This window comes from Pseudoalteromonas sp. 20-MNA-CIBAN-0454 (genome assembly GCF_040308685.1).
Classification (GTDB): domain Bacteria; phylum Pseudomonadota; class Gammaproteobacteria; order Enterobacterales; family Alteromonadaceae; genus Pseudoalteromonas; species Pseudoalteromonas nigrifaciens.
Genome location: NZ_JBEOOB010000023.1, coordinates 40384 through 66944, shown reverse-complemented (window position 1 = coordinate 66944; position 26561 = coordinate 40384). Strand labels below are relative to the sequence as shown.

Sequence of the window (26561 nt, the reverse complement as noted above, 5' to 3'; positions counted from 1 at the left end):
CTGTGCCGAAGCAACTTATAAATAAGTTACTTCTGTTGGTCACTCAGTTTTCAATTGAGACTCTAATTTGTTTGCCTCGCTAATTACCCATAAAGAGTAAGTAGGTTGGCTGTTAGAACTCAATCTGTACGAGTGCCCACACAGATGATTGCTTTATATTGTTAAAGAACGTTTTGAGTCGCTTTAGCGCCTCAAGGGATGCGTATAATACATCCTTTATTTTTCGAGTCAACACTTTGTTTTAAACTTTCTTTTTGGAAGATTTAAAACCGAAGTTTTATTTAACTCTCTAAGTAGTTACTGCCTTGCTATGCTTCGGTGTTTCCCTTCTCAGTGGGGTCGCATTATAGGGAGCCGCAGATTTTACGCAAGCGTTTTTATCGCCTTTTTTGCATTTAATTTTTACCCCAAAGATACACAAGCCAGGCTCACAGGTTACCCACAAAACCCTGTGGATAACTGCGCTTTTTATTCCTTAAACAAGCTTACTGTTATATTGCTATAAACTTAAAAATGTAAAAAGCACCTAGGTAAGGTGCTTTTAAAAGTAATAGTTATTAAGTTTTAGTACAAAATACTATATAACTTGCGACGATACTTTGCTGCAAGTGCATCACCGTCAGGTAAAGAGGCAATAATAGCTAAAAAACTTGGTTTTGCTTCGTTAAAATTCAGATCTTTTTGCAGCACTGTAAATAGTACATCTAATGCTTCTTCTTTTCTGCCGGCTTCATTGAGTAAAATACTTAGCTCTTCTTTTAATTCTAAGTCATTTGGGTACTTTTCTACTTGTTGTTGCTTTTCTTTAATCTCTGGTGAATCTTTTGCTTCAAGCGCAGCTTCGCATTTTGCTTTTATATTATTAAAGTAAGCATCTTGCTCTTGTACATCTATTGTATTAATTAGTGCTTGCGCTTCATCTACTTTATGAATTTGAATACATATATCTGCAAGTACTAATTTAATACGCGCGTTGCTGTTGTCAATTTCATAAGCTTGCTTTGCATAATTAAACGCGGCATTTAAATCTGACTTTAATAATGCTTGCTTTGCTTGCTCTAATAGTAAGTCTTGTTGAGCGGGTAAATGTTTAGCTAATGCTTCACGAATTTTCGCTTCAGCTTGGGCACCCGATAATACATCAACGGGCGCTGAGTCTTTTAACAACACCAGTGTTGGTAGTGTTTGTAAACCAACTTGCTGTGCTAATTGCGAAGCCAGAGCTTGCTCGGCATCGCAATCTAAATTTGCTACTACTATATAGTCGTTATATTCAGCGGCTAATTTATCTAATATTGCTGCCTGGTTAATACATTCAGGACTTTGCGCTGAGTAGAAGTTTAGCAGTACCAACTTTTGTTGTGATGTTTCGCCGAGTACTTGCTGAAAATTTTGCGCGTTGATACTAACTATGTTGCTCATTGAATTGATTGCCATATTCATTTATTTAGGTTTTTATATGGTGCTGAACATAATTATTACAAGTCATATATCTAAATCACTTGGATATACATTTATCTCAATAAGGGAAAATCATGAAGTTAACTTACTTAGGCACAGCGCTATTATTAGCTAGCCCTCTATTGGCGGCTAAATCATTAGACTTAAATTTACATAGCAGCATGCCAGCCATTGAAAGCTTTTACCTCGATCTGCATCAATCACCCGAGCTTTCGTATCACGAGCAACAAACCGCAAAAAAAATAGCAGCGCAGTTAAACAAGCTTGGTTTTGAAGTTACAAGCAATGTAGGTGGTTTTGGCGTTGTAGGCATTTACAAAAATGGTGATGGCCCCACAGTAATGATACGTACCGATACCGACGGCTTACCTATTACAGAACAAACAGGTAAGGCGTATGCTTCTAAAGTAACAGTAATAGACGAGCACGGTGCAAAAGTAGGTGTTATGCACGGCTGCGGTCACGATATACATATGAGCTCATTCATTGGTACTGCTGAACAACTAATAGCTCACAAAAATGCATGGCAAGGCACGCTAATGATGGTGGCACAACCCGCAGAAGAAGTAGGCGGTGGCGCTAAAGCCATGCTAAAAGAAGGCTTATTTAGTAAATATGCAAAACCTGATCACATAATTGCGCTACATGTAAGTGCAAGTGTGCCTGCCGGTAAAGTTGCGATGAAAAACGAATATACTATGGCCAGCGTCGATTCTGTTGATATAACTATAAAAGGTAAAGGCGGACATGGAGCTTATCCGCATACCACTATTGATCCGGTTATTATTGCTGCGCGCACTGTGCTTGCACTGCAAACTATTACGAGTCGTGAGCTTTCACCATTAGAGCCATCAGTTATTACTGTTGGATCTATTCATGGTGGCTCAAAACATAATGTAATTTCTGATGAAGTAAAATTACAACTTACATTACGCAGCTATAACCCTGATATTAGAAATGCACAAATTGCAGCAATTAAACGCATTACCGCCGGTATTGCACAAAGCGCAGGCCTTGAGGAAGCGCTCTACCCTAAGGTGCTAGTACATGAAGATGAGTCAATTCCATCTACATATAACAATCCAGCACAAACCAACCTTGTGCGTCAAAGTATTGCCAGCGCTATTGGTGATGAAAATGTGCTTGAAACCCTCCCTGTAATGGCAGGTGAAGACTTTGGCTTATATGGCCGCACTGACGAAAATATTCCTATCACACTATTTTGGCTCGGTGGCGTTAACCAAGCAAAATATGCAAGTGCAATAAAAGCGGGCAAAACATTACCTTCACTGCATTCAAGTAAGTTTGCCCCAGACTATAAAGTCGCACTACCAACTGGCATTAAAGCCATGAGTAATGCAGCGGTAACTTTGTTTAATCAATAGTTTTATTTAAATAATAGCTCTGTAGTTAACCTGTAACAGAGCTTTTTTTATAACTCGACTTTTTATAAGGCGTTTTTTGGCCACGTTTAACAAAACGCTTTTTAGCTGAAGTTTTAGGCAGCTTTGCAAATACATTGCTATCGCAATTTGCAGCTTGTTGTACAAAACTATTTAAGTCGGCAAGTAAAGGCTGTAAAAATTGCTGATAGCTCATTACTTGCTGTGCAATATCACCTAAGCTCGACTCCCATTTAGCGGTTAAATCGGGGCGAACTAAACCTTGCGGCAGCACGCTAATAAGTGCACTCCCGGTTTCGGTTGCTTTAATTAATTTGCCTTCACGTTTTAAAAAACGGCGTTTAAATAATAATTCAATGATCCCCGCTCGCGTTGCCTCTGTGCCTAAGCCATCGGTGTCTTTAAGTACTTTTTTTATCTGTGGATCTTGTACATAGCGGCTTATGCCTGTCATGGCTGCAAGTAAAGTCGCATCACTAAAGTGCGCTGGCGGTGAGGTATATTTTTCAACAACCTCCCCTTGCGAGCAAAAAAGTAACATGCCTTTTGTTAAAAGCGGTAGCGTGGCTTCATCTTTTAATTCAGACTTACCCATTAGTACCTTAAAACCCAAGCTTACATCTTGCTTTGCATTTGCTTTAAATAACCCGCCAGCAATAGTTATCTCTGCTTTAGTTTCGTTGTAAATATAGTCGGGATAAAACTGTATTAAATAATGACGACATATTAATTGATAAACCTTTGTCTCATCGCTACCTAAACTTGCCGACTTTAACTGTTTTGCCGTAGGGACAATGGCGTGATGCGCAGCCACTTTTGAATCGTTAAAACATTTACTACGTTTTTTACTATCAGCTGCTTTTACTAACTCAACACCTTGCCCGCCATTAGTGCTTATAGCTTTTAAAATAACAGACGCATCTTGGTGATGATCATTAGGTAAGTAGCGGTTGTCTGAACGCGGGTAGGTAATTAACTTATGACGCTCATAAAGAGTTTGGCATATATCCAGCACCTTTTGCGCTGGCATAGCAAATGCTTTTGCCGCGTCTATCTGCAAAGCAGATAAGTTATAAGGCAGTGGCGCAGTTTGTTTTTTTTGCTTTTGTTCAAGCGCCGTTAGCTCAGCATTTTGCTGTGTGATACGCGAGGCTACGTTTTCAGCCAATGCTTTATTTAATACTCGCCCTTCTTCGTCTTGATAAGGCTCACATGCCTTACTGGGTATCCATTTTGCACTAAATGATTGTTTTTCGGGGGTGACTAAGTGGGCTAATACTTCATAAAATGGCTTCGATACGAAATTTGCTATGTCATTATCTCTATTAACCACCAAGCCAAGTATGGGTGTTTGTACTCGTCCCACAGAAAGTACGTTACCAAACCCAGCTTTTTGCCCTGCTAAAGTATAAGCGCGGGTTAAATTCATACCAAACAACCAATCAGCACGAGATCGCGCTAAGGCTGAAACGCTCAACGGAATAAACTCACGGTTAGATCGCATAGTCGTTAATGCTTTTTTTACTGCAGCTAAGTTTAAATCACTAATTAATAAGCGTTGAATATGCTGCTTTTTAGTTTTACTTATTTTGGCTTCTTCAATAACTTGATCGACAAGTAATTGCCCTTCTCTATCGGGATCACCTGCATGCACTAGTGCTGTAGCCTGTTTGATTAGCTTTTTTAACACAGTAAGTTGCTTGCGAGTTTTAGTTTTTGCTTTTAATTGCCACTGCTCAGGAATGATAGGTAGGTGCTCAAACTGCCACTTTTTAAAGCGCTCATCATAGTCATCGGGCTCGGCTTGCTCGAGCAAATGACCAATACACCAAGATACGCAATCACCATTTGCAACTTCAATGTAGCCATCGTGCTTTTTGTGCGGTTTTGGTAACGCGTCGGCAATAGCACGCCCTAATGACGGCTTTTCGGCAATATAGAGTTTCATAAGCAAGCTCTTTTACTGTTTATATACACAGTAGTTTAGCATATCAATTCACAGCGTGGGATGTTTTTATTAAACCGAACTATTTAACAACTCTGAGGTATTTGGCTGAGGTGGTGACTTTTAGTCAATTTTGACTAAAAGTCACCTGAAATCAATTACACTTAGTTTGCTTAAACCAAGTGTATTTTTAATAAAATGACTGCTACCTTACATCGATAGGATCAGACTCTTTGGCTTTTCCTTGTAAAATAGATATTTCAACGCGACGATTACGACGGCGATCTTCATTGCTGTCATTTGGCACTAACGGCCGGGTTTCAGCACGCCCTACTACCATCATTCTATTTTTATCAAATCCAACTACTTTTTGCAGCTCACTAGCTACTGCAACTGCACGCTTAGATGAAAGATCCCAGTTATTAATATATAACTCGTTTGAAACCTGAAAATCGTCGGTATGCCCCGACACAGTAATTTCTCCAGGCACATCTTTTAATAGCACGCCAATTTCTTGAATAATGGGTTTAAACTTAGGTTGTAAAAATGCACTACCCGAAGGGAAAGAGCCATTTTCACGAATACGAATAATTATTTGCTGCCCTAATGATTCAAGCTCTATGGCACCATCAATTATTTGTTTTTCTAATTGCTGGGCAATTTTTTTAACTAAGTCGTTTGTTTGCTGTTGATCGGCCGCTGAAATTGCTTGCTCCGATGCTTGCTCTTTGGAAGTACTACGCGACTCGCCACCACGTTTATCGCCCCGCTGCTCTTGCCTTCCGCCTGCTGAGCTTTCATCACCTGCCTGAAACTCTAACATTTGCTGGGTCATTTCTACCGTTTGCTGTTGAATTGTTTCAATTGGGGTAGGCTCTGGCTTGCCCGGAGTAAACTCCATAGCAATAACTGATGTGCCTTTGGGAATATCTTTAACTTCTATTTTATTTTGTACACCAAATGCAAATTTCATCGAACCGGCAATTTGTTTAAATTTAAGTACATCCATTTCAGAAAACGCAAGCAAGAGCACAAAAAAGCACATTAATAGCGACATTAAATCTGCGAATGTCCCCATCCACGCAGGTAAACCTGGGGGTGGGCACTTGCACTCTTGATCAGACATAGTTAATCCTCAGTGTTTACTTTACGTTTTGATTCAGCTAGATAGTTTTTCAAAATACCTTCTATTACTTTTGGATTTTGACCATCTTGAATACCTAAAACCGCATCTAAAATTAAACGTTGATTCATTGCCTCTTCGTCTTTACGCAGCTCCAATTTTGTTTGAATAGGAATAGCGACTACGTTAGCTAAAAATGCGCCGTATAATGTGGTTAACAATGCCACCGCCATAGCCGGACCAATTGCTTTAGGATCATCCATATTAGATAACATCGCAACTAAGCCTATTAAGGTGCCTATCATTCCCATTGCTGGGGCTATATCACCCAAAGATTTAAATAAAGTAGCACCCGACTCATGCCGTGCTGTAGTTAATGAAATATCTTTTTGCAGTGTGGCCCGCACTACGTCTGCGTCGTGGCCATCTACTAGCATGTCAACGCCTTTGCGCATAAATGGATTCGGTATTTCTGCCTCTTCAAGTGCTAAAAACCCGCCTTTACGTGCTGAATCTGCAAGTTCAACTGCTTTTTCGATTAACTCTTCTGGCGACTCAAGCTTAAACATAAACGCTTTGGTAACCACCTTACCTATGCCAAAAAACTGTGACATAGTAAAGTTTGATAAAACGATAAATAATGAACCGCCAAATACGATTACAACAGAGGGCGTGTTGTAAAACATAGCCATTTCACCGCTACTACTCATAAACATGGACATGACAATTAAGCCAATTGCGCCAAGGATCCCAATAATGGTTGCTAAATCCACATTCCCTCCAAAGGTTTTTGCTTTTATATGCAAACGTTTGTTATTAATTGCTTATCGGCAAGATACTGAATTGCTTAAGCCATTTTTTATAGATAAACATAAAAAGCTGGATTAAGCACTATTCTAGATCAACTTGTGTAATCTATCTAATTATCAATTTTTTAAAACATAAAACGTTTATTAACGAAAAAACCATTTCATCCTTTGACCTAGTTTAGCATTCCCCCTAAAATTGACTTCTAAATTTATTATGTAAGTTGAAATAAAGATGGCGACTAAAAAACCTGAAAACTTAAGTTTCGAGCAAGCACTAGAAGAATTAACAACAATCGTTAGTGAAATGGAACAAGGTGATTTATCGCTTGAGCAGTCATTAAAACAGTTTGAGCGTGGCATTGCTTTAGCAGGCGCATCGTCTAGTAAGTTGCAACAAGCTGAGCAAAAGGTGGCTATTTTAATGGGCAAAGATGAGAAGTCTGTATTAACCGACTTTGATAATGATATGGAATAGCCGTGACTATTAAAGAACTTATTACACATGCTCAAACTGATGTAGCCAATACTCTTAACCTTTATTTTGACCAATCGCTTAATACTGACGAGACCATAAAAGCCGCCACCCATTATAGTTTAATGAATGGCGGCAAAAGATTGCGTCCTTTTTTGGTTTACGCAACGGGTAAAATGCTCGGCGCAGATAAACAAGATTTAGACGTACTTGCTGCAGCTATAGAATGTATTCATAGCTACTCGTTAGTTCACGATGACTTACCAGCTATGGATGATGATGAATTACGTCGCGGACGCCCAACCTGTCATATAGTGTACGGTGAAGCACACGCAATTTTAGCCGGTGATGCACTGCAAGCTTTAGCATTTGAGTTAATAGCCAAGCATAATTTTAACTGTAGTGCTCAAGCTCAAGTTAAAATGATTGCTGAACTGGCGCATGCCTCTGGGTTACAAGGTATGGTGGCAGGCCAAGGGCTTGATATTGCAGCTACTGATAAAGTAATAACCGTGGCTGAACTTGAGCGTATTCATAAGTTAAAAACCGGTGCGCTAATAAGCTGTGCAATTACACTGGGGGCTTTGTGCTCGAACAATGTTAGTCAAAACACGTTAGAAAATTTAGCCACTTTTGGCTATGCCATAGGGCTTGCATTTCAAGTACATGACGATATTTTAGACGTAGAAGGCGATACCGTTACTTTAGGTAAGCCTCAAGGGTCAGATATCGCTGCGAATAAAGCGACATATCCCGCTTTATTAGGTATGCTAGGCGCTAAAGAAAAAGCACAAAACTTAATACAACAAGCCCATGCAGCGTTAGCAAATATAGACGCCGATACCAGTGCTTTAGCGTCACTAGCTAACTATTTAATTGAACGTGACCACTAAACACGGCTTAAATGTATTGCAACTTAGCACTAAAATTATTACTGAACATCAAATAACTCAAACAACGCGTTTGCACAGTTAGTTGATGTTAGCGAAGGACATATATAAAACCATGACACTTGATAGCAGCAAGTATCCATTACTTAATTTGGTTAACGAACCAGCCCACTTGCGAGACTTAGCACAAGATAAGCTTCCTGCATTTAGCCATGAGTTGCGTGACTACTTACTCAACTCGGTATCGCAAAGTAGCGGGCATTTAGCGTCTGGTTTAGGTACCGTAGAGCTCACTGTGGCACTACATTATGTGTATAACACCCCAGATGATCGCCTTGTATGGGATGTAGGCCATCAAGCTTACCCACACAAAATACTCACCGGGCGTCGCGATTTAATGCACACCATTCGTAAAAAAGATGGCTTGCACCCTTTCCCATTTCGCGAAGAAAGCCAATACGATACGTTTAGTGTGGGCCATTCTAGTACCTCTATTTCAGCTGCGTTGGGCATGTCTATTGCTGCGCAAAAAGAAGGTAAAGGACGCAAAACGGTTGCCGTTATAGGCGATGGTGCTATTACAGCAGGCATGGCTTTTGAAGCCATGAACCACTTAGGTGATGTAAAATCAGATATGTTGATCATTTTAAATGACAACGAAATGTCGATTTCTGAAAACGTTGGCGCGTTAACAAATCACTTTGCCCGTATTTTATCGGGTAGCTTTTATACTAACATTCGCGAAGGTAGTAAAAAACTACTCTCGGGTGTGCCACCAGTTAAGCAACTTGCCAGTAAAATGGAAGAGCATATTAAAGGGATGATGATCCCTGGTACCTTCTTTGAAGAATTAGGCCTAAATTATATTGGCCCAATTGATGGCCATGATGTAAACATGTTAGTAGATACGCTGCGTAATATGCGTAACTTAAAAGGCCCGCAATTACTGCATATAAAAACCCAAAAAGGCAAAGGGTATAAACCCGCTGAAGCCGACCCTATTGGCTATCACGGCGTACCTAAGTTTGATCCTAATACATCAAGTTTACCTAAATCAAAACCCGGTGCGGCTACATTTTCTAATGTATTTGGCGACTGGTTATGCGACATAGCAAAGCAAGACAGCAAGCTTATGGCGATAACACCGGCTATGCGCGAAGGCTCTGGCATGGTGCGTTTTTCAAAAGAGCATCCTGATCAGTATTTTGATGTTGCGATTGCCGAGCAGCACGCTGTAACCCTCGCTGCTGGTTTTGCTTGTGAAGGCTTAAAACCCGTTGTCGCAATTTACTCAAGCTTTTTACAACGTGCGTACGATCAGCTAATTCACGATGTAGCGCTGCAAAACTTACCTGTGTTATTCGCTATTGACCGTGCTGGTATTGTTGGCGCAGACGGCGAAACACATCAAGGTGCGTACGATTTAAGCTTTATGCGCTGCATTCCAAATATGGTCATTATGGCGCCAAGCGATACAAATGAGTGTCGCCACATGTTATATACTGGTTATCAAGCAAATTGCCCTGTTGCTGTGCGTTATCCGCGTGGTAGTGCTGGTACGGCAGAAATTGCAACTAATATGCAATTACTTGAAATTGGTAAAGCCGATGTTGTTAAGCAAGGTGCTAAAGTGGCTATATTGTCATTTGGTACATTACTTGAAAACGCGCAACTAGCAGCTGATGAACTCAATGCGACTTTAGTTAATATGCGCTTTATTAAACCGCTTGATACTGCGTTACTCAATGAGTTAATAAACAGCCACGATGTAATAGTAACGCTTGAAGACAATGCAATTTCTGGCGGTGCTGGCTCTGCGGTTAATGAGTATTTAGCAACGCAAAAAGCACAGGTTAGCATTCTTAACTTGGGTATCCCTGATGAATTTATTAAGCACGGTACACAAGACGAAATGCACGACGAAATGGGCTTAGGCGAGCAAGGAATATTAACTGCTATCAAAGCGTTTATTAATTAACCTCCTACTCATTTAAAGCATATTAAAAAAGGAGCCTAGGCTCCTTTTTTAATATCTAAATATTAGTTACTTATCGCATCCATACTTTAATATCAGCTAAACCATTGGCTTGTAGCAAGCCTATTTGCTGTTCAACATTAGGGTTTTGCTCAAACTCAAACGCATCTAACTGCTCATCAAAGGTAATATTAGCGACCCCATCGCCACCGCGTTTTTTAACTTGATGCAGTGCAATATCAGCTAAATTAATCGAGGTTTCCCAGCTAATAACTTGGCCACCTAATAATGGTAGCGGATAAAACGACCAACCAATTGAGGCCGAAATATGAGTGCTTTTACCATTTGGCAATTGAAATCCATGTTCGGCAATTCCTTGGCAAAGATCCGACACATAGCTGTCAATTAAGTTACATTTAAAGTCACGTAATAAAAGTAAAAATTCATCGCCGCTCCAACGTGCCACATAATCTGAGCCCTGAGTACGCGAATTAAGTAATACCGCCATTTGCTGCAAACAACTATCTCCGGCAATTGGCCCATACGCATCGTTAATACGGCTAAAATTATCTAAGTTTATAATTAATAATACTAGCGACTTGCCCTGCGCTTGCAGTGACTGTGAGTTACGCTGAAAATGTTCAATATCTTTAGGTAGTTGGTCGAACAAAAAGCGGCGGCTACGTAACCCTGTAAGCTCATCTGAATGGCTCACCAGCTTAAGCTGTGAGTTAACCTTATTAAGCTTATCGTTTGCTTGGCGAAGCTCTAAGGTACGATCAGTGATCAACCCTTCTAACACTTCTTGTTTACGGCGCTCTTGCGCTCTAAATACCCAAAACACTAAATAAAACAATAAAACGAAACCACTGGTGATCAGTAATCTAAAGTAAATTGTTTCATCAAAACGCTCAGGTACTACAAAAGCGTAATCAACAGATTGGGCTATGTTCCAATCCTCGCCTTGGCGTTTTGTTTCTAACTGAAACAAAAATGCACCGGCTGGAAGGTTGGTATAAATAGCTTCGCGGCGAGTATTAGCGTATCGCCAGTCAGTATCTAAACCATTTAATTTATATCTAAACTCAATACTATTTGGCGCGTAATAATCTATAGCTGTGTATTTTAAAGTAACATCGCGCTCGTCTATTTTTAATCGCGGTTTATTACCTAATGCAGCTGTGGTTAAACTACGTAATGGTGTAGTTAATGTTTCTATTTTAGGTTTTAAACCACGTAAACCAAACAGCTCAACGCTTTTAGGTATTTCAACTACACCTTGTAAACTGGGATACCAAATGGAGTTATCCATATCAACAACCGCGTCATGCCCTAAGCCATTACAACATTGGCTGGCTTTACCATCGAGTTGGCGATCGAACGAGGAAATAACCTCTTCAACTTTTAAGCTTTGGATCTGCGTTTTAAATTGATCTACCGGCATCCGATAAACACCTTTCATGGTGCTTACCCATATTCTTTTTAATTTTTCATCGTACTTTAAGCTAAAAATAGAACCATAGGGTAAGCCATTTGCCGCATCTAATTGCTGCCATTGTCCTTGTCCACTACGATAAAACAAACCATCGTTTAACGAGCCAACTAATATTCCAACTCCATCTATATGCAAAATACTGGTTACATAAGCACTTTCTAAGGTAGTTTGGTCGCCTATTTTTTCTATTCCTCGGTCAGTAAAGTAATACGCGCCTTTACTAGTACCGATAATGCCAAAGTTTGGTGCATCTAATACAAAAGTAATAAACTTACTGCCTAAAAATGCATTATAAGCAAAGGGCCTTAAACCACTATAATTGAGTCGATACAAACCTCGGCCAGTACCAATCCAAAATCCGCCTCGGGTAGCTGAGCTAATCGCAAATACCGGGTTGTCGTTTAATGCGCGCCCAGGAAAGCTGTAAAGTGTGTCGTCTTCATAAAAGAATAACCCCCGCCCAGTAGCAATATAAAGCCGATCGCCATCAAACTGTAAATCATGCACCGAGGCATGCCCATACTTGCTACTGTTTATTATATTAATAAAGTTTTTATTGGTATCAAAGTAACCAACACCGCTTCTGTTAGCTATCCACAGTTTGTCATCGGGTGATTTACTAATCGCCATTACCGTTTCAGTCATTTTAGAAATTGCCGAGTGACGCTCAATGCGACCTTCGTGTGCCAGCCATAAACCTTCACTAAAACTGGCTAGCCAAACATTATTTTGATCATCGCGAAACATGTCAGCAAACCAAATACTTTGATCTAACTGACTTGGCTCAACCCATTGCCAATCACCTGACTTGCCACGAAATAATAAACGCCCATAAGTAGATACCCATAAGCCACCATTGGTATCGCTCATAAATTTATAAACTGCAGAGTTATTCACATTAGGCAGTGGGAAAGAACGTAGTTCGTCATCTAAATCTAAAAAATAAGCACCCAACTCAGAGGCTAAATATAAATTACCATTTAAAAAAGAGAGATCGTGCACTATGGTTTGCGCTAAGCTGTCGGGTAATGACACTTTGGCAGTAAGCTCTAAGCGTAATTTAGAAAAGTCGGCAGCGCTTTTTGTCAGGCGCAGTAAATGTCTGTCGTTTACTAACCAAATACCTTCAGGTGCGAGCGCCATTTTGCTCACAGAGCCAACTATTTGAGTAATAACAGTGGGATTAACTATGGGTGATGGCTCATTAGTTTGATCGCGTAAATCAACCAAACTACGATCAACATAATACAGGCCATTAGCGGCTATCCAAATACCGCCTTTAGAGTCCTCTAAAATATCTCTAACCGGGCCTTTAATATTAAACTCTTGTGCACTAAGTGTTGCAGGGTCAATAACCACTAACCCATTTTTGGTGCCGATCCACAAAAAGCCTTGGCCATCTATTAGTAATTTATTAATACCATTACTTGGTAAAAAAAGACTATTTTGCGTGTTGTAGTTGGTAAAAGTATTGCCGTCAAAACGACTTAAACCAAATTGAGTTCCCAGCCACATATAACCTTGCTGGTCTTGCACAACACTTTTGAGTGATTGCGAGGGGAGTCCATCTTTAATATTCCATTGTTTAACTACGTAATCAGTAATTGAGGCCCAACTTGGCATAGCACAGGTTAGTAGTACAAAAACTAGTAAAAATCGCATCATATTGCTGCCACCTAGCTAAACAATCAAATAATAAACTAAAAGGGTAGTAAACCTACTTTTATCAGCGCTTGCAAACAAATAAGTGAAAATATACCTGCAAGTACGTCATCAATCATAATTCCAAATCCACCATGGGCACGCTTGTCGAGCACACGGATAGGGCCTGGTTTGACTATATCAAAAAAACGAAACAGTAAAAAACCAACCAATAATGTTTGCCAGCTCAGTGCGGCACCAATCATAGTGATGTAATAGCCTGCCACTTCATCCCATACAATCGCGGGGTGATCGTGTACCCCTAAATCATCAGCGGTTTTGCCACAAGCCCAAATACCAAAAACACTGATCACTACAGCAAATACTATTTGTAACCACAACGGGTAGTGCATGGTTATAAAAATAAAAGGTAAAGCAGCCAAAGTACCAAATGTGCCTGGGGCTATAGGTGCAAGCCCAGTACCAAAACCTAAACCAAAAAACTGATGTGGACGCTTTAGGTTAAATAAACGCTTGTTGTTCAACTTAAATCCTTAGAAAAGTGCTCAAAACCTTGGTGCTTAAAAGTAAATTTTTCGCCTTTATGTAACAGGTCAATTTGCCCTTCGCCACTTTTTATTTGGCCAATACAAATTGCCTCTACGCCATATTGACGCAGTTTTACATCAAGCATACTTTTATTGCTATCAGGCACGGTATAAAGCAGTTCATAGTCGTCGCCGTAATTTAGTATAAACGGTAATTGTTGTTCAAAATCAAGGCTAGCTTTCATTGCATCCGAGGTGGGTATGCTTTCAATATTAACCGTTGCGCTAACCTGCGACATATTTAGTATATGGCCTAAATCGGCTAGTAAACCATCTGAAATATCAATAGCAGAAGACGCAAGCCCACGTAATACCTGCCCTGCAGCCACTCTAGGTGTAGGGAAGTTAAGGCGCTTTTTAATATGTTTTAGATGCTCAGGTTCAATCGTTAAGCCTTGCTTGCGAGACTCTATTGCAAGCCCCGCATCTCCTAACGGCCCAGTTACAAAAATCCAGTCACCTACTTTTGCGCCATTTCGGCATAATGCAGTGCCTTCGGGTACTGTACCTTTTGCACAAATAGTAATACTCAAAGGTCCTTGAGTCGTGTCGCCACCAATTATTTGTACATTAAAATATTCGGCAATTTCATGCATGCCGTCAGTCAATTCTTCAATCCATTGCTGATCAATACTCGGAAGTGTTAAAGCGATAGAAACCCATGTAGGCTCTGCCCCCATTGCCGCTAAATCACTTAAATTTACAGCCAATGCTCTGTGCCCGAGTGCGCGAGGTTCAATGTCATCAAAAAAATGTACACCAGCAACGAGCGTATCGGTTGTTATAGCAAGCTGACAATTTTGCGGCACAGTAACTAATGCGCAGTCATCTCCAATCCCTAAATTAACATCGCGGCGAGTAATACCACGGCCTTTAAAATAACGATTAATTAATTCAAATTCCTTCATACACAAAAAAGCCGACCTATGCCGGCTCTCCTTTTTAACGGTAATTTATACCAGCCAGTTTTGATAAAATAATTATCAAAAACCTGACTAAATATTACTTACGTAAATGCTTAACTGCTTTATCAAGTACACCGTTTACAAATTTATGGCTATCTTCAGCGCCAAACATTTTAGCTAATTCAATGCTTTCGTTGATAGCCACTTTGTATGGAACATCTTCACGAAATTTTAGCTCATAGCTGCTTAAACGTAATATTGCGCGTTCAACCATATCTAACTCATCGAATGGACGGGTTAAATGCGGTGATACAGCCTCGTCTAGTTGCTTATAATTTACCGCAACGCCACTGGCTAAATCTTTAAAATATTCAACATCAATTTTAGTCACGTCGTTTTCGATCAACATTTGTTGTTCGATATCGGCAATTGCATTGCCACTTAATTGCCAAGAATAAATGGCCTGAAGTGCTAATATACGTGCTTTACGTCTTGCTGCTGGTTTCACAAAAATTCCTTAAACTTAAATTTTATCTAACACATTAACCATTTCAAGCGCGCCTAAAGCAGCTTCGCCGCCTTTATTGCCCATTTTGGTGCCAGCACGCTCAATTGCTTGTTCAATGCTTTCTGTGGTTAATACGCCAAATGCAACCGGTATATCATACTCAAGTGATACTTGCGCAAGACCTTTGTTTGATTCGCCAGCAACTAGGTCAAAGTGTGGAGTACCACCTCTGATCACTACGCCTAATGCGATGATTGCATCATACTGTTTTTTTGCCGCAATACGTTTCGCTGCTAAAGGTAATTCAACCGCGCCAGGTACATAAACTACGGTAATATCGTCATCCGATACACCACCTGTGCGTTTTAATTCATCAATAGCGCCTGCTAATAAGCTACTACCAATAAAGTCATTAAAGCGAGAAATGACAATGGCAAATTTTTTGCCCGGAGCGTACTTACTACCTTCAATAATTTTCATTTGATAACCTTAAAAATAAGTTTGAGCGATTTCGATTGCGCAAAAATTGCAGCGCATCATACCATAAAAATAAAATAATAGCCTAGCGTCTAATTACTGCGGCTCTATGTAGTCAACAACTTCTAAATGAAACCCTGAAAGTGCATGATACTTTTTAGGGCGACTCATTAAGCGCATTTGTTTAATGCCTAAATCGGCTAAAATTTGTGAACCCACGCCTACAGTACGAGACGTACCTGTAAATTTATTCGGTGTTACATCTTCACCCGAATCTTCGGCTGCAAACGCCTTTACGGTTGCCTCAAGCTCTGCGGTACTTTCTTGTTTGCCTAAAATAACTAATACACCATTGTGCTTAGCTATATAAGCCATTGCGTCAGACACGCCCCAGCTACGCTCAGAGTTTCTATCTGAGAGTAAAATATCGTTAAAGGTGCTTTGTAAATGCACTCGCACTACGGTTGGCGCTTGTTGTTTTATTTCGCCTTTTACTAATGCGTAATGTAGCTGTCCGTCAATGGTGTCTTTGTAGGTTACTAAATCAAACTCACCGTGCTCGGTAGGTAACTTACACTTTGCCACTTGCTCTATCGTGGTTTCGTTTAAGTTACGGTATTCAATTAAATCAGCTATGGTGCCAATTTTAATATCGTGCTGTTTAGAAAACACTTCTAAGTCAGGACGGCGCGCCATAGTGCCATCTGCATTGAGTATTTCAACAATAACCGATGAAGGCTCAAGCCCTGCTAAACGGGCTAAGTCGCAGCCTGCTTCAGTGTGCCCTGCACGCGTTAAAACACCGCCAGGTTGTGCCATTATAGGAAAAATATGCCCAGGCTGTACTATATCGCTAGGCACTGCGCCTTTAGCTATAGCGGCCTGTACTGTACGTGCTCTATCTGCTGCCGAAATACCTGTAGTAACGCCTTTTGAAGCTTCTATCGACATTGTAAAATTAGTTGAAAACGCAGCACCGTTATTTTTTACCATAAGCGGTAAATCAAGTTGCTCGCATCGCTGTTGCGTCATAGTTAAACAAATTAAACCACGGCCATGCGTGGCCATAAAATTAATAGCTTCTGCACTAATATGCTCGGCGGCAATAATTAAATCGCCTTCATTTTCCCTGTCTTCATCGTCCATTAAAATAACCATTTTACCGGCTTTAATGTCTGCGATAATTTCTTCTGCGCTGTGTAAGTTCATAATTCACTCTTATTAGTTGTTAGTTGCGTTACTTAATAAAGCCCGCTTTTGCGAGTAAGCTCATTGAAATATCAGCGCCCGTAGGCTGCTCTGCGCCTTTTATAAGCCGCTCTAAATAACGCGCAATTTGGTCGACTTCCAAATTAACTTGGGTGCCCACTTTAAAATTAGCTATCGTAGTTTGCTCGCTAGTATGGGGCACAATCGTTAATTTAAATTTATTACCTTCTACTGCGTTCACTGTTAGGCTAATACCATCAATACATACAGAACCTTTATACGGTATGTATTTCATTAGGTTTTCATCTGTGGTTAGCCAATATTCTGTAGCACGTGCATTTGGCGTAATGGCGGTAATTGTAGCAATGCCATCAACATGGCCAGACACTAAATGCCCACCTAAACGCGAAACCGGTTGCATGGCTTTTTCAAGATTAACTGTTTGCCCTAATGTGTAATGAGCAAAACCAGTTAAATCTATCGTTTCATTCGATAAGTCGGCACTAAAACCATCGGCATGTTTATCAACAACAGTTAAACACACACCATTAGTGGCAATACTATCTCCTAACTTAACATCACTCATATCAAGGTCAGGGCTTTGTACACGAATAGCTAAATCGCCTTGTTTTTTTTGTAATAAAGCAATTTTGCCTGTGGCTTCTATTATCCCAGTAAACATAGCATTACTCTTTTGTTTCAAGTGGTTTTAATGAGCTTTTTACTGCGCTAATACGTAAATCATCACCTATACGCGTACACTCATTAAAAGTTAAATCAATCGTATTTTGCATACTGATCAACTCAGGAAAATTAACTAAACTCTTGCCATCACTCCCAATTAATTTAGGCGCTAGATAAAAAATAAATTCATCTATTAAATCCAGTTCAACCATTTTACCCGCAAGGGTTGCTCCAACCTCTAGCCACACAGTATTAAATTGCAGCTTTGCGAGCTTTTTTAAAACCGCGGTTAAATCAACTTTCGAATTACTAGCAGTTACTACTATATGCTTTACAAAATGCGGCCAATGTTGCGATTTATCAACCTTGGTAGTAAAAATTATTATTTCACTTTCAATAGCAAATAAAGCAAGATTTGGGGTTAAACGATTTTGCGAGTCAATAATAACACGCACAGGTTGGCGAAGCGGTAACTGTGTAGGTAATGCCTGCGGTAATTCATTTTTACGCACATTTAATTTAGCGTCATCTACTAACACTGTGTCGGCACCGGTTAAAATAGCGCAACTTTGTGCACGATATAACTGTACGTCTTGGCGTGCTGCTGCGCCTGTTATCCACTTACTTTGGCCATTATTAAGCGCTGTTTTACCATCAATACTGGCGGCCATTTTACACGTTACATAGGGCAGGCCATGCTCCATGCGTTTAAAAAAGCCTAAATTAAGCGCCCTAGCCTGTGCTTCAAGTAACCCATACGCAACCTCAATACCAGCGTCGCTAAGTATTTTCAGCCCCTTACCAGCCACTTGTGGATTGCTATCGACCATAGCGGCAATTACTTTTACTACACCGGCGGCTTTTAAACCTTCTGCGCACGGTGGTGTACGACCATAATGGCTACATGGCTCAAGCGTAACATAAGCAGTTGCGCCTTTTGCTTTACTGCCAGCCATAGCAAGTGCATTTACTTCTGCATGCCCTTGTCCGGCAAGCTGATGAAATCCCTCGCCTACTATTTCATTGTTTTTAACTAATACACAACCTACGTTTGGATTAGGCGTGGTAGTAAACCGGCCTTTTTTAGCCAGTTCTATAGCACGTGCCATATACATTTCGTCATCTTGGTTAAAAACACAGTCGCTTTGCATACTTACTCCCCTAAACGGGCAATTTCTTCGCCAAATTCGCGAATATCTTCAAACGAGCGATACACCGAGGCAAAGCGCACATAAGCTACTTTATCGAGCTTTTTAAGCGCTTCCATAATGCACTCTCCCACTAAATGGCTCGAAACCTCTCGCTCACCGGTTGCGCGTAATTGCGACTTTATTATATTAACTACTTCTTCTACTTGTTCGGTACTTACGGGGCGTTTTTCCAGTGCGCGGTTTAAACCATTTAACAATTTATCTTCGTTAAAGGGTTCGCGGCTGCCATCTTGTTTTATTACCCGTGGCATAACCAGTTCTGCGCCCTCAAACGTAGTAAAACGCTCATGGCAGTCATTGCATTCACGACGACGACGCACTTGGTGACCACCGCCAACCAGGCGAGAGTCAATAACTTTGGTATCTTTTGCGGTACAAAATGGGCAATGCATAGCTAGGTACTTCCGTTTTAAAAAACAAAAAAGGCCGCTTTAAAGCGGCCTTTATCTTAGCAAAAAACTAAGCGATTGTGATCTAAATTACTGTTTTACTTTTATTAAGCGTAAACAGGTAGTTTTGCACAAATTGCTTTTACTTTTTCTCTTACTTGCGCCTGTACTGATTCATCATTGATGTTATCTAGTACGTCACAGATCCAGCCAGCAAGCTCTTTAGATTCTGCTTCTTTAAAACCACGACGAGTGATTGCAGGTGAACCAATACGTAGGCCAGATGTTACAAACGGTGAACGTGGATCGTTAGGCACTGAGTTTTTGTTAACTGTAATATGAGCGTTACCCAAAGCAGCATCAGCATCTTTACCGGTAATATCTTTATTGATTAAATCAAGTAAGAATAAGTGGTTTTCAGTTTTGTCAGATACAATTTTGTAGCCACGTTCCTGCATAACAGCAACCATAGCTTGTGCATTTTTAACAACTTGTGTTTGGTATACTTTAAATTCTGGTTGTAGGGCTTCTTTAAATGCCACAGCTTTAGCAGCAATAACATGACATAAAGGACCGCCTTGGCCACCAGGGAAAACAGCACTGTTAAGCTTTTTGTAAATAGCTTCGTCGCCACATGCCGAAATAATTAAACCACCACGAGGGCCTGCTAAGGTTTTATGTGTAGTTGTAGTAACAACATGTGCGTGAGGAACTGGGCTTGGGTAAATACCCGCCGCAATTAAACCAGCAACGTGCGCCATATCTACAAAAAAGTAAGCGCCAATTTTATCAGCAATTTCACGTAATTTAGCCCAATCAACAATACCTGAGTATGCTGAGAAGCCACCAATAATCATTTTTGGTTTGTGCTCAAGCGCTAGCGCTTCAACCTGTGCGTAATCAATTTCGCCTGTAGTTTCATCTAGGCCATACTGAATTGCATTATAAAGCTTACCTGAAAAGTTTACGTGTGAACCATGCGTTAAATGGCCGCCATGAGCTAAGCTCATACCTAGTACGGTATCACCGGCGTTTAACAATGCTAAAAAAACGGCCGCATTTGCTTGCGAACCAGCATGTGGTTGTACGTTTGCATAGTCAGAACCAAATAGTTCGTTAGCACGGTCAATCGCTAATTGCTCAACAACGTCTACATGCTCACAACCGCCATAGTAACGTTTGCCCGGATAACCTTCTGCGTATTTATTAGTTAACTGTGAACCCTGTGCTTCTAGTACGCGTGGGCTACAGTAGTTTTCAGAAGCGATTAATTCAATGTGATCTTCTTGGCGCGCAGTTTCTTTTGCAATTGCGTCAAATAACTCTGGGTCAAAATCTGAAATATTCATGCTACGTTCTAACATTGGGGTCTCCTGGGGCAAGGTGTATGGTATTTTTTAGAGGCTTTATTGTACGCTTAAAACGACTATTTGCCTACGCTCTTAAGTTGAGGATATTTAAACAGGGATTGAATTTATTTCACAGGCTTTTTAAGATGATATTTTTTAATCATTACATAATAAATTAAAATATATATTAATTATTATATTTACATAGCTAATGAAAGTATTAACACCCACACTAAAATATACCTATAAAAAAGCGACCAAGGCCGCTTTAATTAGATCTTACTTTTAACTTAATTTCCTAAGTATTTCAGTACGTAAGGCATCATAATCAGCATTTATATCATTAGCTAAACATGGCTTGGCTAATGCATCTGCAAGTGGTTTTGGCATAGCTAGTTCAATGTTTAAAATACCTTCAACACTGTCTTTAAATTTAGCTGGATGAGCCGTTGCTAAAAAGATTCCGGCAGCGCCAGGAGCGCGATTTTCAACAAGTCCTTGGTATGCAATAGCGGTATGCGGCTCAGCAACATAATCTGTTTGTTGAATATTTTTCATCACTGTTTGCGTATCTTGCTCGTTTACGCTAGTTGAATAAAAATTATCGTAGCTAAACCAATTGTTGTCGAGCATAGATTGCACTCGTGGCCAGTTATTTGGCTTGCTTACATCCATTGCATTTGAAAGTGATTCAAGTGTCGCGTTTGGCGTCCAGTTTTTATCCAGCATAAAGCGCGGTACTGTATCGTTTTGATTAGTAGTTGCACTAAGTTTGCCAACAGGCAAACCAATAACAGCACCTATCATTGCCGCGCACACATTACCAAAGTTACCACTTGGAACCGAAATATGCGCAGTAGCCCGTTTTGCTTTTGGTAATTGTGCAATTGCCTCAAAGTAATAACAAACTTGTGCCACTAAGCGACTAATATTAATAGAGTTAGCAGAGTTAAGCCCCAGTGTAGATTTAACTTCTTCATCTAAAAAGGCATTTTTAACTAACTCTTGGCAATCATCAAAGCTGCCTTCAACCGCATAACAATGAATGTTGCCACCCAATGTGGTAAAGAGCTTTTGCTGCGCCAGTGAAATTTTGCCTTTAGGGTATAAAATGACCACGTCGATATTAGGCTTATTATAAAACGCATGTGCAACCGCCGCGCCAGTATCGCCCGACGTTGCAGTTAAAATAGTCACTTTATCGCCTTGATTAAACTGCGCTAAACACTCTGCCATAAAGCGAGCACCAAAATCTTTAAACGCTAAGGTAGGCCCATGAAACAATTCTAAGCAATAAGTGTTCTCTGCCACTTCCACCAGCTTAACCGGAAAGTTAAATGCATTTTTAACCATATGTGCAACGGTATCTGCTGGTAATTCATCGCCAATTAAATGCGAGAGTATTTTACTACTACGGGTTACAAAATCCATATCAAGTAGTGCATCAACATCCGTTAGTGGTGTTAATGACTCGGGAAAAAATACCCCTTGATTACGCCCTAAACCCGTTTTTACTGCCTCAACAAACGACACTTGTTGCGAACTATCTTTTAAATTATGTAATTGCATAACTACTATCCTATAAAACTGTTAATTGACGTGTGCCGTCGTTATCTAATTTACAAATATGGCAAAAACCTTGCTCGTTTATGTAGTTACTTTCAAGCCACTGCGCGCACTGCTGTGCAGCTTTTAATGTTTTACACACAGTAAATAATGTTGGCCCTGCACCAGAAATACTAACAATTTCGGCGCCTAGCGCTGGCAAACTCGCTTTTGCTTCACTAAAACCTGTTATAAGTGGCGCACGGTATGGCTCGGCTATATGGTCTTGCATAATACTTAATGCATCATCAAAGCGATGCATTAACAATAAACTACTAAAGGCAGATAAACGCTGCGCAAATTCTACACCTGCGTGCATGCTCAACTCTTTTGGTAAAACTGAGCGTGCTTTTGCTGTATTAAGTGAAAAACCAGGAAACGCAGCAACGTAATACCAGTTTTCATCAACTGGTAAAGCAATTGATTTATTAGGAATTAAATCGCCAGTTAGCTGCAGGCCACCTAAATAACATGGCGTGATGTTATCGTAATGACGACCACCACTAACAACTGCCTCAAAGTCGGCCATTAACTCAATAAGTTCAACTTGGCTAAGCTTGGTTCCGGCAAATTTATCTAGGGCAGTAAAGGTTGCTACCACCGAACACGCACTTGATCCTAACCCTGAACCTATGGGCAAGTTCTTTTTCAGCTCCAACTTTACACTTGGCATATTAGGCGCTACATGCGCTCTAAAATGCACTAAACATTGATACGCTAAGTTTTCACTGGCATCACTTGGTAGCTTATGCGCGTATTCGCCAGAGCAAATAAACTCATCGCTCGATGCGGCACTAACAACGGCTACATCGCCTAATAAACTGCCGTCAATAGGTGCAAGAGCTGCGCCTAATGCGTCAAAACCAACGGCAAAATTACCAATAGATGCGGGAGCATATACTTCAATCATTGTTTGCTCCTAGCGCGATAACGTTTTTAAAATATCAGCAAATACACCAGCGGCTGTTACTGCCGAGCCTGCGCCATAGCCTCGTATAACAAATGGGCGTGGCTGATAATACTGACTTAAAATTGCTAATGCGTTTTCGCCATCACGAATATCGTAAAGTGCATGCTTTGCATCAACGGCTTCTATACCTACCTTACAGTGACCTTGCTTAATTGTGCCTACGTAACGCAGTACTTTACCCTCTGCGGCAGCACTTGCTATTCGGTCGTTAAAACCTGCGTTTAGGCTAGGGAGCTTTTCCATAAACGTATTTACATCATCGCCTTGTGCAAAACCGTGCGGTAATACCGACTCTACTTCAATGTCGCTTAGCTCTAGTGGCATGCCAGATTCGCGGGCAATAATTAATAGTTTTCGTGCTACGTCTGTCCCCGATAAGTCATCACGCGGATCAGGTTCAGTAAAGCCACTTTCTTTAGCTTTAATTGTTGCCTCAGACAGTGACAAGCCATCTTGCAGCGCACCAAACATGTACGATAGCGAGCCTGATAAAATACCGCTAAATTCTAGTAACTCGTCCCCTGCACCAAATAACGATTTTAAGTTATCAAGTACCGGTAAACCGGCTCCTACATTGGTTTCGTATAAAAACTTACGGCCATTTTTTTGCGTTGCTGCAATTAAGTCTTGATAGTAAGCATACGAGCTTGTATTGGCCTTTTTATTTGCGGCTACGACATGGAAACCGGCATTTAAAAAGTCTACGTATTGCGCCGATAACGCATCTGACGAAGTACAATCAACTAATACTGGGTTTATTAAATGATTTTGCTGTACAAATTGTTCAACTAGTTTTAAATCAAAAGCCTGCTCTGATGCGCCAAGCTTTTGCTGCCAGTCATCAAAGGCAATACCTTCACTGTCTAAGTGTAGCTGGCGAGAGTTAGCAACCCCATAAAGCTTAAGTTTAATATTGCGTTTTTCAAGCCAAGCTTGTTGACGCTCTAATTGCTCAATAAGCTCTTGACCTACTAAACCACACCCTAATAAAAACACGTCAATTGATGGAATATGGGTAAAGAAATTCTCATGACAAACCTTTACAGCGCCATTACAACGTTCACCATCGATCACGGCCGAAATAGAACTTTCGGTAGAGTCTTGGGCTATAGCTACAATATTTACTTGTGCTTGAGCAAGTGATGCAAAAAACTTAGCCGCTAAACCTTTGTGCGCACGCATATTATCGCCCACCAAAGTAACAATAGCTAAGTTACGCTTTACTTGTATTGGTTCAATTAAACCTGCTTGAGACTCTAATTTAAATGCGGTTTGCAGCGCTTCAAGTGCCAGCGCTAAATCGACCTCATGAACACAAAAACTAATACTGAACTCACACGATGACTGGGTAATTAAAACAATCGACACATTATCAAGGGCAAGGGCATTAAATACTTTAGATGCCATCCCTACTTTACCTTTCATGCCCGGGCCCGACACGGTAAGCATTGCTAAATCTTGTAAACTTGATAGTGCTTTTACTGGCTCAGATGAAACGCTCTCGTTACTAATAAGTGAGCCTTGTGCATTGGGGTTACGCGTGTTTTTAATTTCGCACGGTACACCCGCTTTAGCGCAGGGTAAAATTGTTTTAGGGTGTAATACTTTTGCACCAAAGTAAGAAAGCTCCATCGCTTCTTTATAAGATAAAAAATCAACTTTAGTGGCGGTTTTTATATAACGCGGATCAGCACTGTAAACACCATCTACATCAGTCCAAATTTGGCAAACATCGGCTTCTAAACAAGCTGCCGCAATTGCCGCAGAATAATCTGAGCCATTTCGGCCCAAAGTGGTTAGTTCGCCTTGCTCATTACTGGCAGTAAAACCGGGCATAATATAAATAGTTGCTGGTTGTTCTTTTAATACGGCTTGAAAGCGCACTTTACTGGCAACTAAGTCTGCCTCTGCATCTATGTAACCACCGGTTGATACTATGCAATTGGTCGCTTCAAGGTACTGCGCGTTTAAATCACCGAGTAAGCATTGCATTAACGACACACTAACGCGCTCACCAAAGCTAATAATAAAAGCACGTACTTGCTCAGGGCAGCATTTAATCAGTGATACACCATCAAGTTTATTTTTAAGCTCGGTAAAATTTGGCCAGTTTTCAATTTCACCATAGCCTTGCTCTACTGCTTTTTTTAACTCGTCACATCGATTTACCAGTGCTTGCCACAAGTGACTAAAGTCTTCACCCTGCTCAGCCGCTGAGGCTAATGCAACTAATGAATCTGTCATGCCACCGGGGGCTGAAAGCACTAATAACATTTCATCTTTTAATTGTGCTTTTGCCAGCACGGCAACCATCTCTAAACAAGCAAAGTCGGCAAGCGATGATCCGCCAAATTTTAAAACGCGCATTTTTTATGTTTCCTCATTCCATAAAACGAAAAAAGGCCTGGGTTCTAAGTGAACACAGGCCTTTAAATTTGTTGCACCGACCTATGCCACTATCCAGTTAGGATGATGGTTGTAATAATAATGGTCGCTGCAAGACTAAATGTTTTCATAGCTTAAGACTGCCTTAACACAGGCTATACTGTCAACCCTCATTAAGAAGATAAAACAGTCTTTTTTTTCATCTTAACTTCTAGTAAATGCCAAATTTATGCAAAATATTATTAAGTATTATTTTGCCAACTGGCTTTTCGATAAACCCTATAACACCTAATTGTGCTACGCGCTGCTGCATTTGCTGTTGAATATCTGCCGAAATGACTAATACAAAACACTCCATTTTTTCTGCTTTAATATGCTCCAACACCTGCACACCATCGAGTATCGGCATAGTTAAATCGAGGCAAACTAAATCAAAATGTTGTTCTTTCAATAACGCTAACGCATCTACTCCATTTATCGCTTGGCGTATATCGGCGGTTATACAGTCATTTAAGCAACGTATCACTTGTTTGCGGGCTACTGCTGAATCGTCACAAACTAAAATAGAAAAGTTCATCATGAAAACCAGTTACTAAGGCGATGCATTAAAGCCAGCATAAAAACAACCTCTCGTTCAGCCAAACTTAAAAGCCGAAAAACTTCAAAAATATCGAGCTTCACTATAACTGAATTAATGTAAAATACACTAGGGCGTATTAATTTTTCAAAATTGAAATTTATTCAACCAAGAGTTATTTATATTTGGCCTAGCCTGCGCATTATCAAACCCACCATTAAACTATAGTGTAATGCAAAAAGCTAAGCGCTAAATACATATGCGCCTTAGTTTTAAACGGCCTGTATAAAAGTGTAGCAACTTATTGCGCAACAAGTGCGCAGCGACAGCAAGCAAGATTACACATACTCAATTATGACTGCGCTCCTTAAAACAACTTGCTATTTTTTAAATATGCCACAATAAAATCAGCCATTTCGAGATACTGATTTTATTGCTATGATTGTGCAAATTTTTCAAATGGATCTGTA

At 40.4% G+C, this 26561-nt stretch carries 22 protein-coding genes; 4 read left to right on the top strand and 18 right to left on the bottom strand.

Annotated features, from left to right (window positions below):
* Nucleotides 1-564 precede the first annotated feature (564 nt).
* Complete coding sequence (locus tag AAEZ22_RS12290; protein ID WP_041454532.1) at nt 565-1422, bottom strand: tetratricopeptide repeat protein; 858 nt, start codon at nt 1420-1422, stop codon at nt 565-567.
* 113 nt (nt 1423-1535) lie between these two features.
* Between AAEZ22_RS12290 and AAEZ22_RS12285 the strand changes: the two genes are divergently transcribed.
* On the top strand, nt 1536-2846 hold the full coding sequence (locus AAEZ22_RS12285; protein ID WP_352297381.1) for a M20 metallopeptidase family protein: 1311 nt from the start codon (nt 1536-1538) through the stop codon (nt 2844-2846).
* Nucleotides 2847-2871: 25 nt separating this feature from the next.
* Here AAEZ22_RS12285 and AAEZ22_RS12280 read toward each other — a convergent pair whose 3' ends face one another.
* The 3 genes from AAEZ22_RS12280 to pomA all read right to left on the bottom strand — a co-directional run bounded on the left by AAEZ22_RS12280 (nt 2872) and on the right by pomA (nt 6705).
* The gene (locus AAEZ22_RS12280; RefSeq protein ID WP_352297378.1) at nt 2872-4812 is read right to left on the bottom strand and encodes a DNA topoisomerase III; all 1941 of its coding nucleotides are present in this window, start codon (nt 4810-4812) and stop codon (nt 2872-2874) included.
* A gap of 202 nt (nt 4813-5014) precedes the next feature.
* Nucleotides 5015-5935 (bottom strand): flagellar motor protein MotB, encoded by a 921-nt coding sequence (locus tag AAEZ22_RS12275; protein ID WP_011329012.1) that lies wholly within the window; start codon nt 5933-5935, stop codon nt 5015-5017.
* Nucleotides 5936-5937: 2 nt separating this feature from the next.
* Nucleotides 5938-6705: a flagellar motor protein PomA gene (pomA, locus tag AAEZ22_RS12270; protein WP_041454537.1), complete on the bottom strand. Its 768-nt coding sequence runs from the start codon at nt 6703-6705 to the stop codon at nt 5938-5940.
* A 268-nt stretch (nt 6706-6973) separates the two neighbouring features.
* Here pomA and AAEZ22_RS12265 point away from each other — a divergent pair, with 268 nt between their 5' ends.
* The 3 genes from AAEZ22_RS12265 to dxs all read left to right on the top strand — a co-directional run bounded on the left by AAEZ22_RS12265 (nt 6974) and on the right by dxs (nt 10081).
* On the top strand, nt 6974-7216 hold the full coding sequence (locus AAEZ22_RS12265) for an exodeoxyribonuclease VII small subunit (RefSeq protein WP_011329014.1): 243 nt from the start codon (nt 6974-6976) through the stop codon (nt 7214-7216).
* A gap of 2 nt (nt 7217-7218) precedes the next feature.
* Nucleotides 7219-8106 carry a (2E,6E)-farnesyl diphosphate synthase gene (gene ispA, locus AAEZ22_RS12260; protein ID WP_011329015.1) on the top strand — a complete coding sequence of 296 codons (888 nt, stop codon included), beginning with the start codon at nt 7219-7221 and terminating at the stop codon, nt 8104-8106.
* Between the two features lie 112 nt (nt 8107-8218).
* Complete coding sequence (gene dxs / locus AAEZ22_RS12255) at nt 8219-10081, top strand: 1-deoxy-D-xylulose-5-phosphate synthase (RefSeq protein ID WP_086993171.1); 1863 nt, start codon at nt 8219-8221, stop codon at nt 10079-10081.
* Between the two features lie 70 nt (nt 10082-10151).
* Here the strand turns inward: dxs and AAEZ22_RS12250 are convergent, their stop codons facing one another.
* The 14 genes from AAEZ22_RS12250 to AAEZ22_RS12185 form a co-directional block, all read right to left on the bottom strand.
* Nucleotides 10152-13238 (bottom strand): ligand-binding sensor domain-containing diguanylate cyclase, encoded by a 3087-nt coding sequence (locus AAEZ22_RS12250; RefSeq protein WP_011329017.1) that lies wholly within the window; start codon nt 13236-13238, stop codon nt 10152-10154.
* Between the two features lie 35 nt (nt 13239-13273).
* The gene (locus AAEZ22_RS12245; RefSeq protein ID WP_011329018.1) at nt 13274-13759 is read right to left on the bottom strand and encodes a phosphatidylglycerophosphatase A family protein; all 486 of its coding nucleotides are present in this window, start codon (nt 13757-13759) and stop codon (nt 13274-13276) included.
* Nucleotides 13756-14730, bottom strand: a complete 975-nt coding sequence (thiL, locus tag AAEZ22_RS12240; protein WP_041454538.1) for a thiamine-phosphate kinase — start codon at nt 14728-14730, stop codon at nt 13756-13758. The genes AAEZ22_RS12245 and thiL overlap by 4 nt, the downstream gene beginning before the upstream one ends.
* 94 nt (nt 14731-14824) lie before the next feature.
* Complete coding sequence (nusB, locus tag AAEZ22_RS12235; protein ID WP_011329020.1) at nt 14825-15235, bottom strand: transcription antitermination factor NusB; 411 nt, start codon at nt 15233-15235, stop codon at nt 14825-14827.
* Nucleotides 15236-15250: 15 nt separating this feature from the next.
* Nucleotides 15251-15715 carry a 6,7-dimethyl-8-ribityllumazine synthase gene (gene ribH / locus AAEZ22_RS12230; RefSeq protein ID WP_011329021.1) on the bottom strand — a complete coding sequence of 155 codons (465 nt, stop codon included), beginning with the start codon at nt 15713-15715 and terminating at the stop codon, nt 15251-15253.
* A gap of 93 nt (nt 15716-15808) precedes the next feature.
* Complete coding sequence (gene ribBA / locus AAEZ22_RS12225) at nt 15809-16921, bottom strand: bifunctional 3,4-dihydroxy-2-butanone-4-phosphate synthase/GTP cyclohydrolase II (RefSeq protein ID WP_011329022.1); 1113 nt, start codon at nt 16919-16921, stop codon at nt 15809-15811.
* A gap of 28 nt (nt 16922-16949) precedes the next feature.
* A complete protein-coding gene (locus AAEZ22_RS12220; RefSeq protein ID WP_086993175.1) occupies nt 16950-17603 on the bottom strand; it encodes a riboflavin synthase in 654 nt (217 codons plus the stop codon).
* Nucleotides 17604-17607: 4 nt separating this feature from the next.
* A complete protein-coding gene (gene ribD, locus AAEZ22_RS12215; RefSeq protein WP_352297375.1) occupies nt 17608-18756 on the bottom strand; it encodes a bifunctional diaminohydroxyphosphoribosylaminopyrimidine deaminase/5-amino-6-(5-phosphoribosylamino)uracil reductase RibD in 1149 nt (382 codons plus the stop codon).
* Nucleotides 18757-18758: 2 nt separating this feature from the next.
* Nucleotides 18759-19208, bottom strand: coding sequence for a transcriptional regulator NrdR (gene nrdR, locus AAEZ22_RS12210; RefSeq protein ID WP_011329025.1), 450 nt, complete (start codon nt 19206-19208; stop codon nt 18759-18761).
* A gap of 104 nt (nt 19209-19312) precedes the next feature.
* Complete coding sequence (glyA, locus tag AAEZ22_RS12205) at nt 19313-20569, bottom strand: serine hydroxymethyltransferase (RefSeq protein WP_011329026.1); 1257 nt, start codon at nt 20567-20569, stop codon at nt 19313-19315.
* A gap of 270 nt (nt 20570-20839) precedes the next feature.
* A complete protein-coding gene (thrC, locus tag AAEZ22_RS12200; RefSeq protein WP_352297372.1) occupies nt 20840-22123 on the bottom strand; it encodes a threonine synthase in 1284 nt (427 codons plus the stop codon).
* Between the two features lie 10 nt (nt 22124-22133).
* On the bottom strand, nt 22134-23069 hold the full coding sequence (gene thrB / locus AAEZ22_RS12195) for a homoserine kinase (RefSeq protein WP_352297369.1): 936 nt from the start codon (nt 23067-23069) through the stop codon (nt 22134-22136).
* Nucleotides 23070-23078: 9 nt separating this feature from the next.
* Entirely contained in the window at nt 23079-25496 is a 2418-nt protein-coding gene (gene thrA / locus AAEZ22_RS12190) for a bifunctional aspartate kinase/homoserine dehydrogenase I (protein ID WP_011329029.1), read from the bottom strand.
* A 229-nt stretch (nt 25497-25725) separates the two neighbouring features.
* Nucleotides 25726-26094 carry a response regulator gene (locus tag AAEZ22_RS12185; RefSeq protein ID WP_086993178.1) on the bottom strand — a complete coding sequence of 123 codons (369 nt, stop codon included), beginning with the start codon at nt 26092-26094 and terminating at the stop codon, nt 25726-25728.
* Nucleotides 26095-26561: the final 467 nt, after the last annotated feature.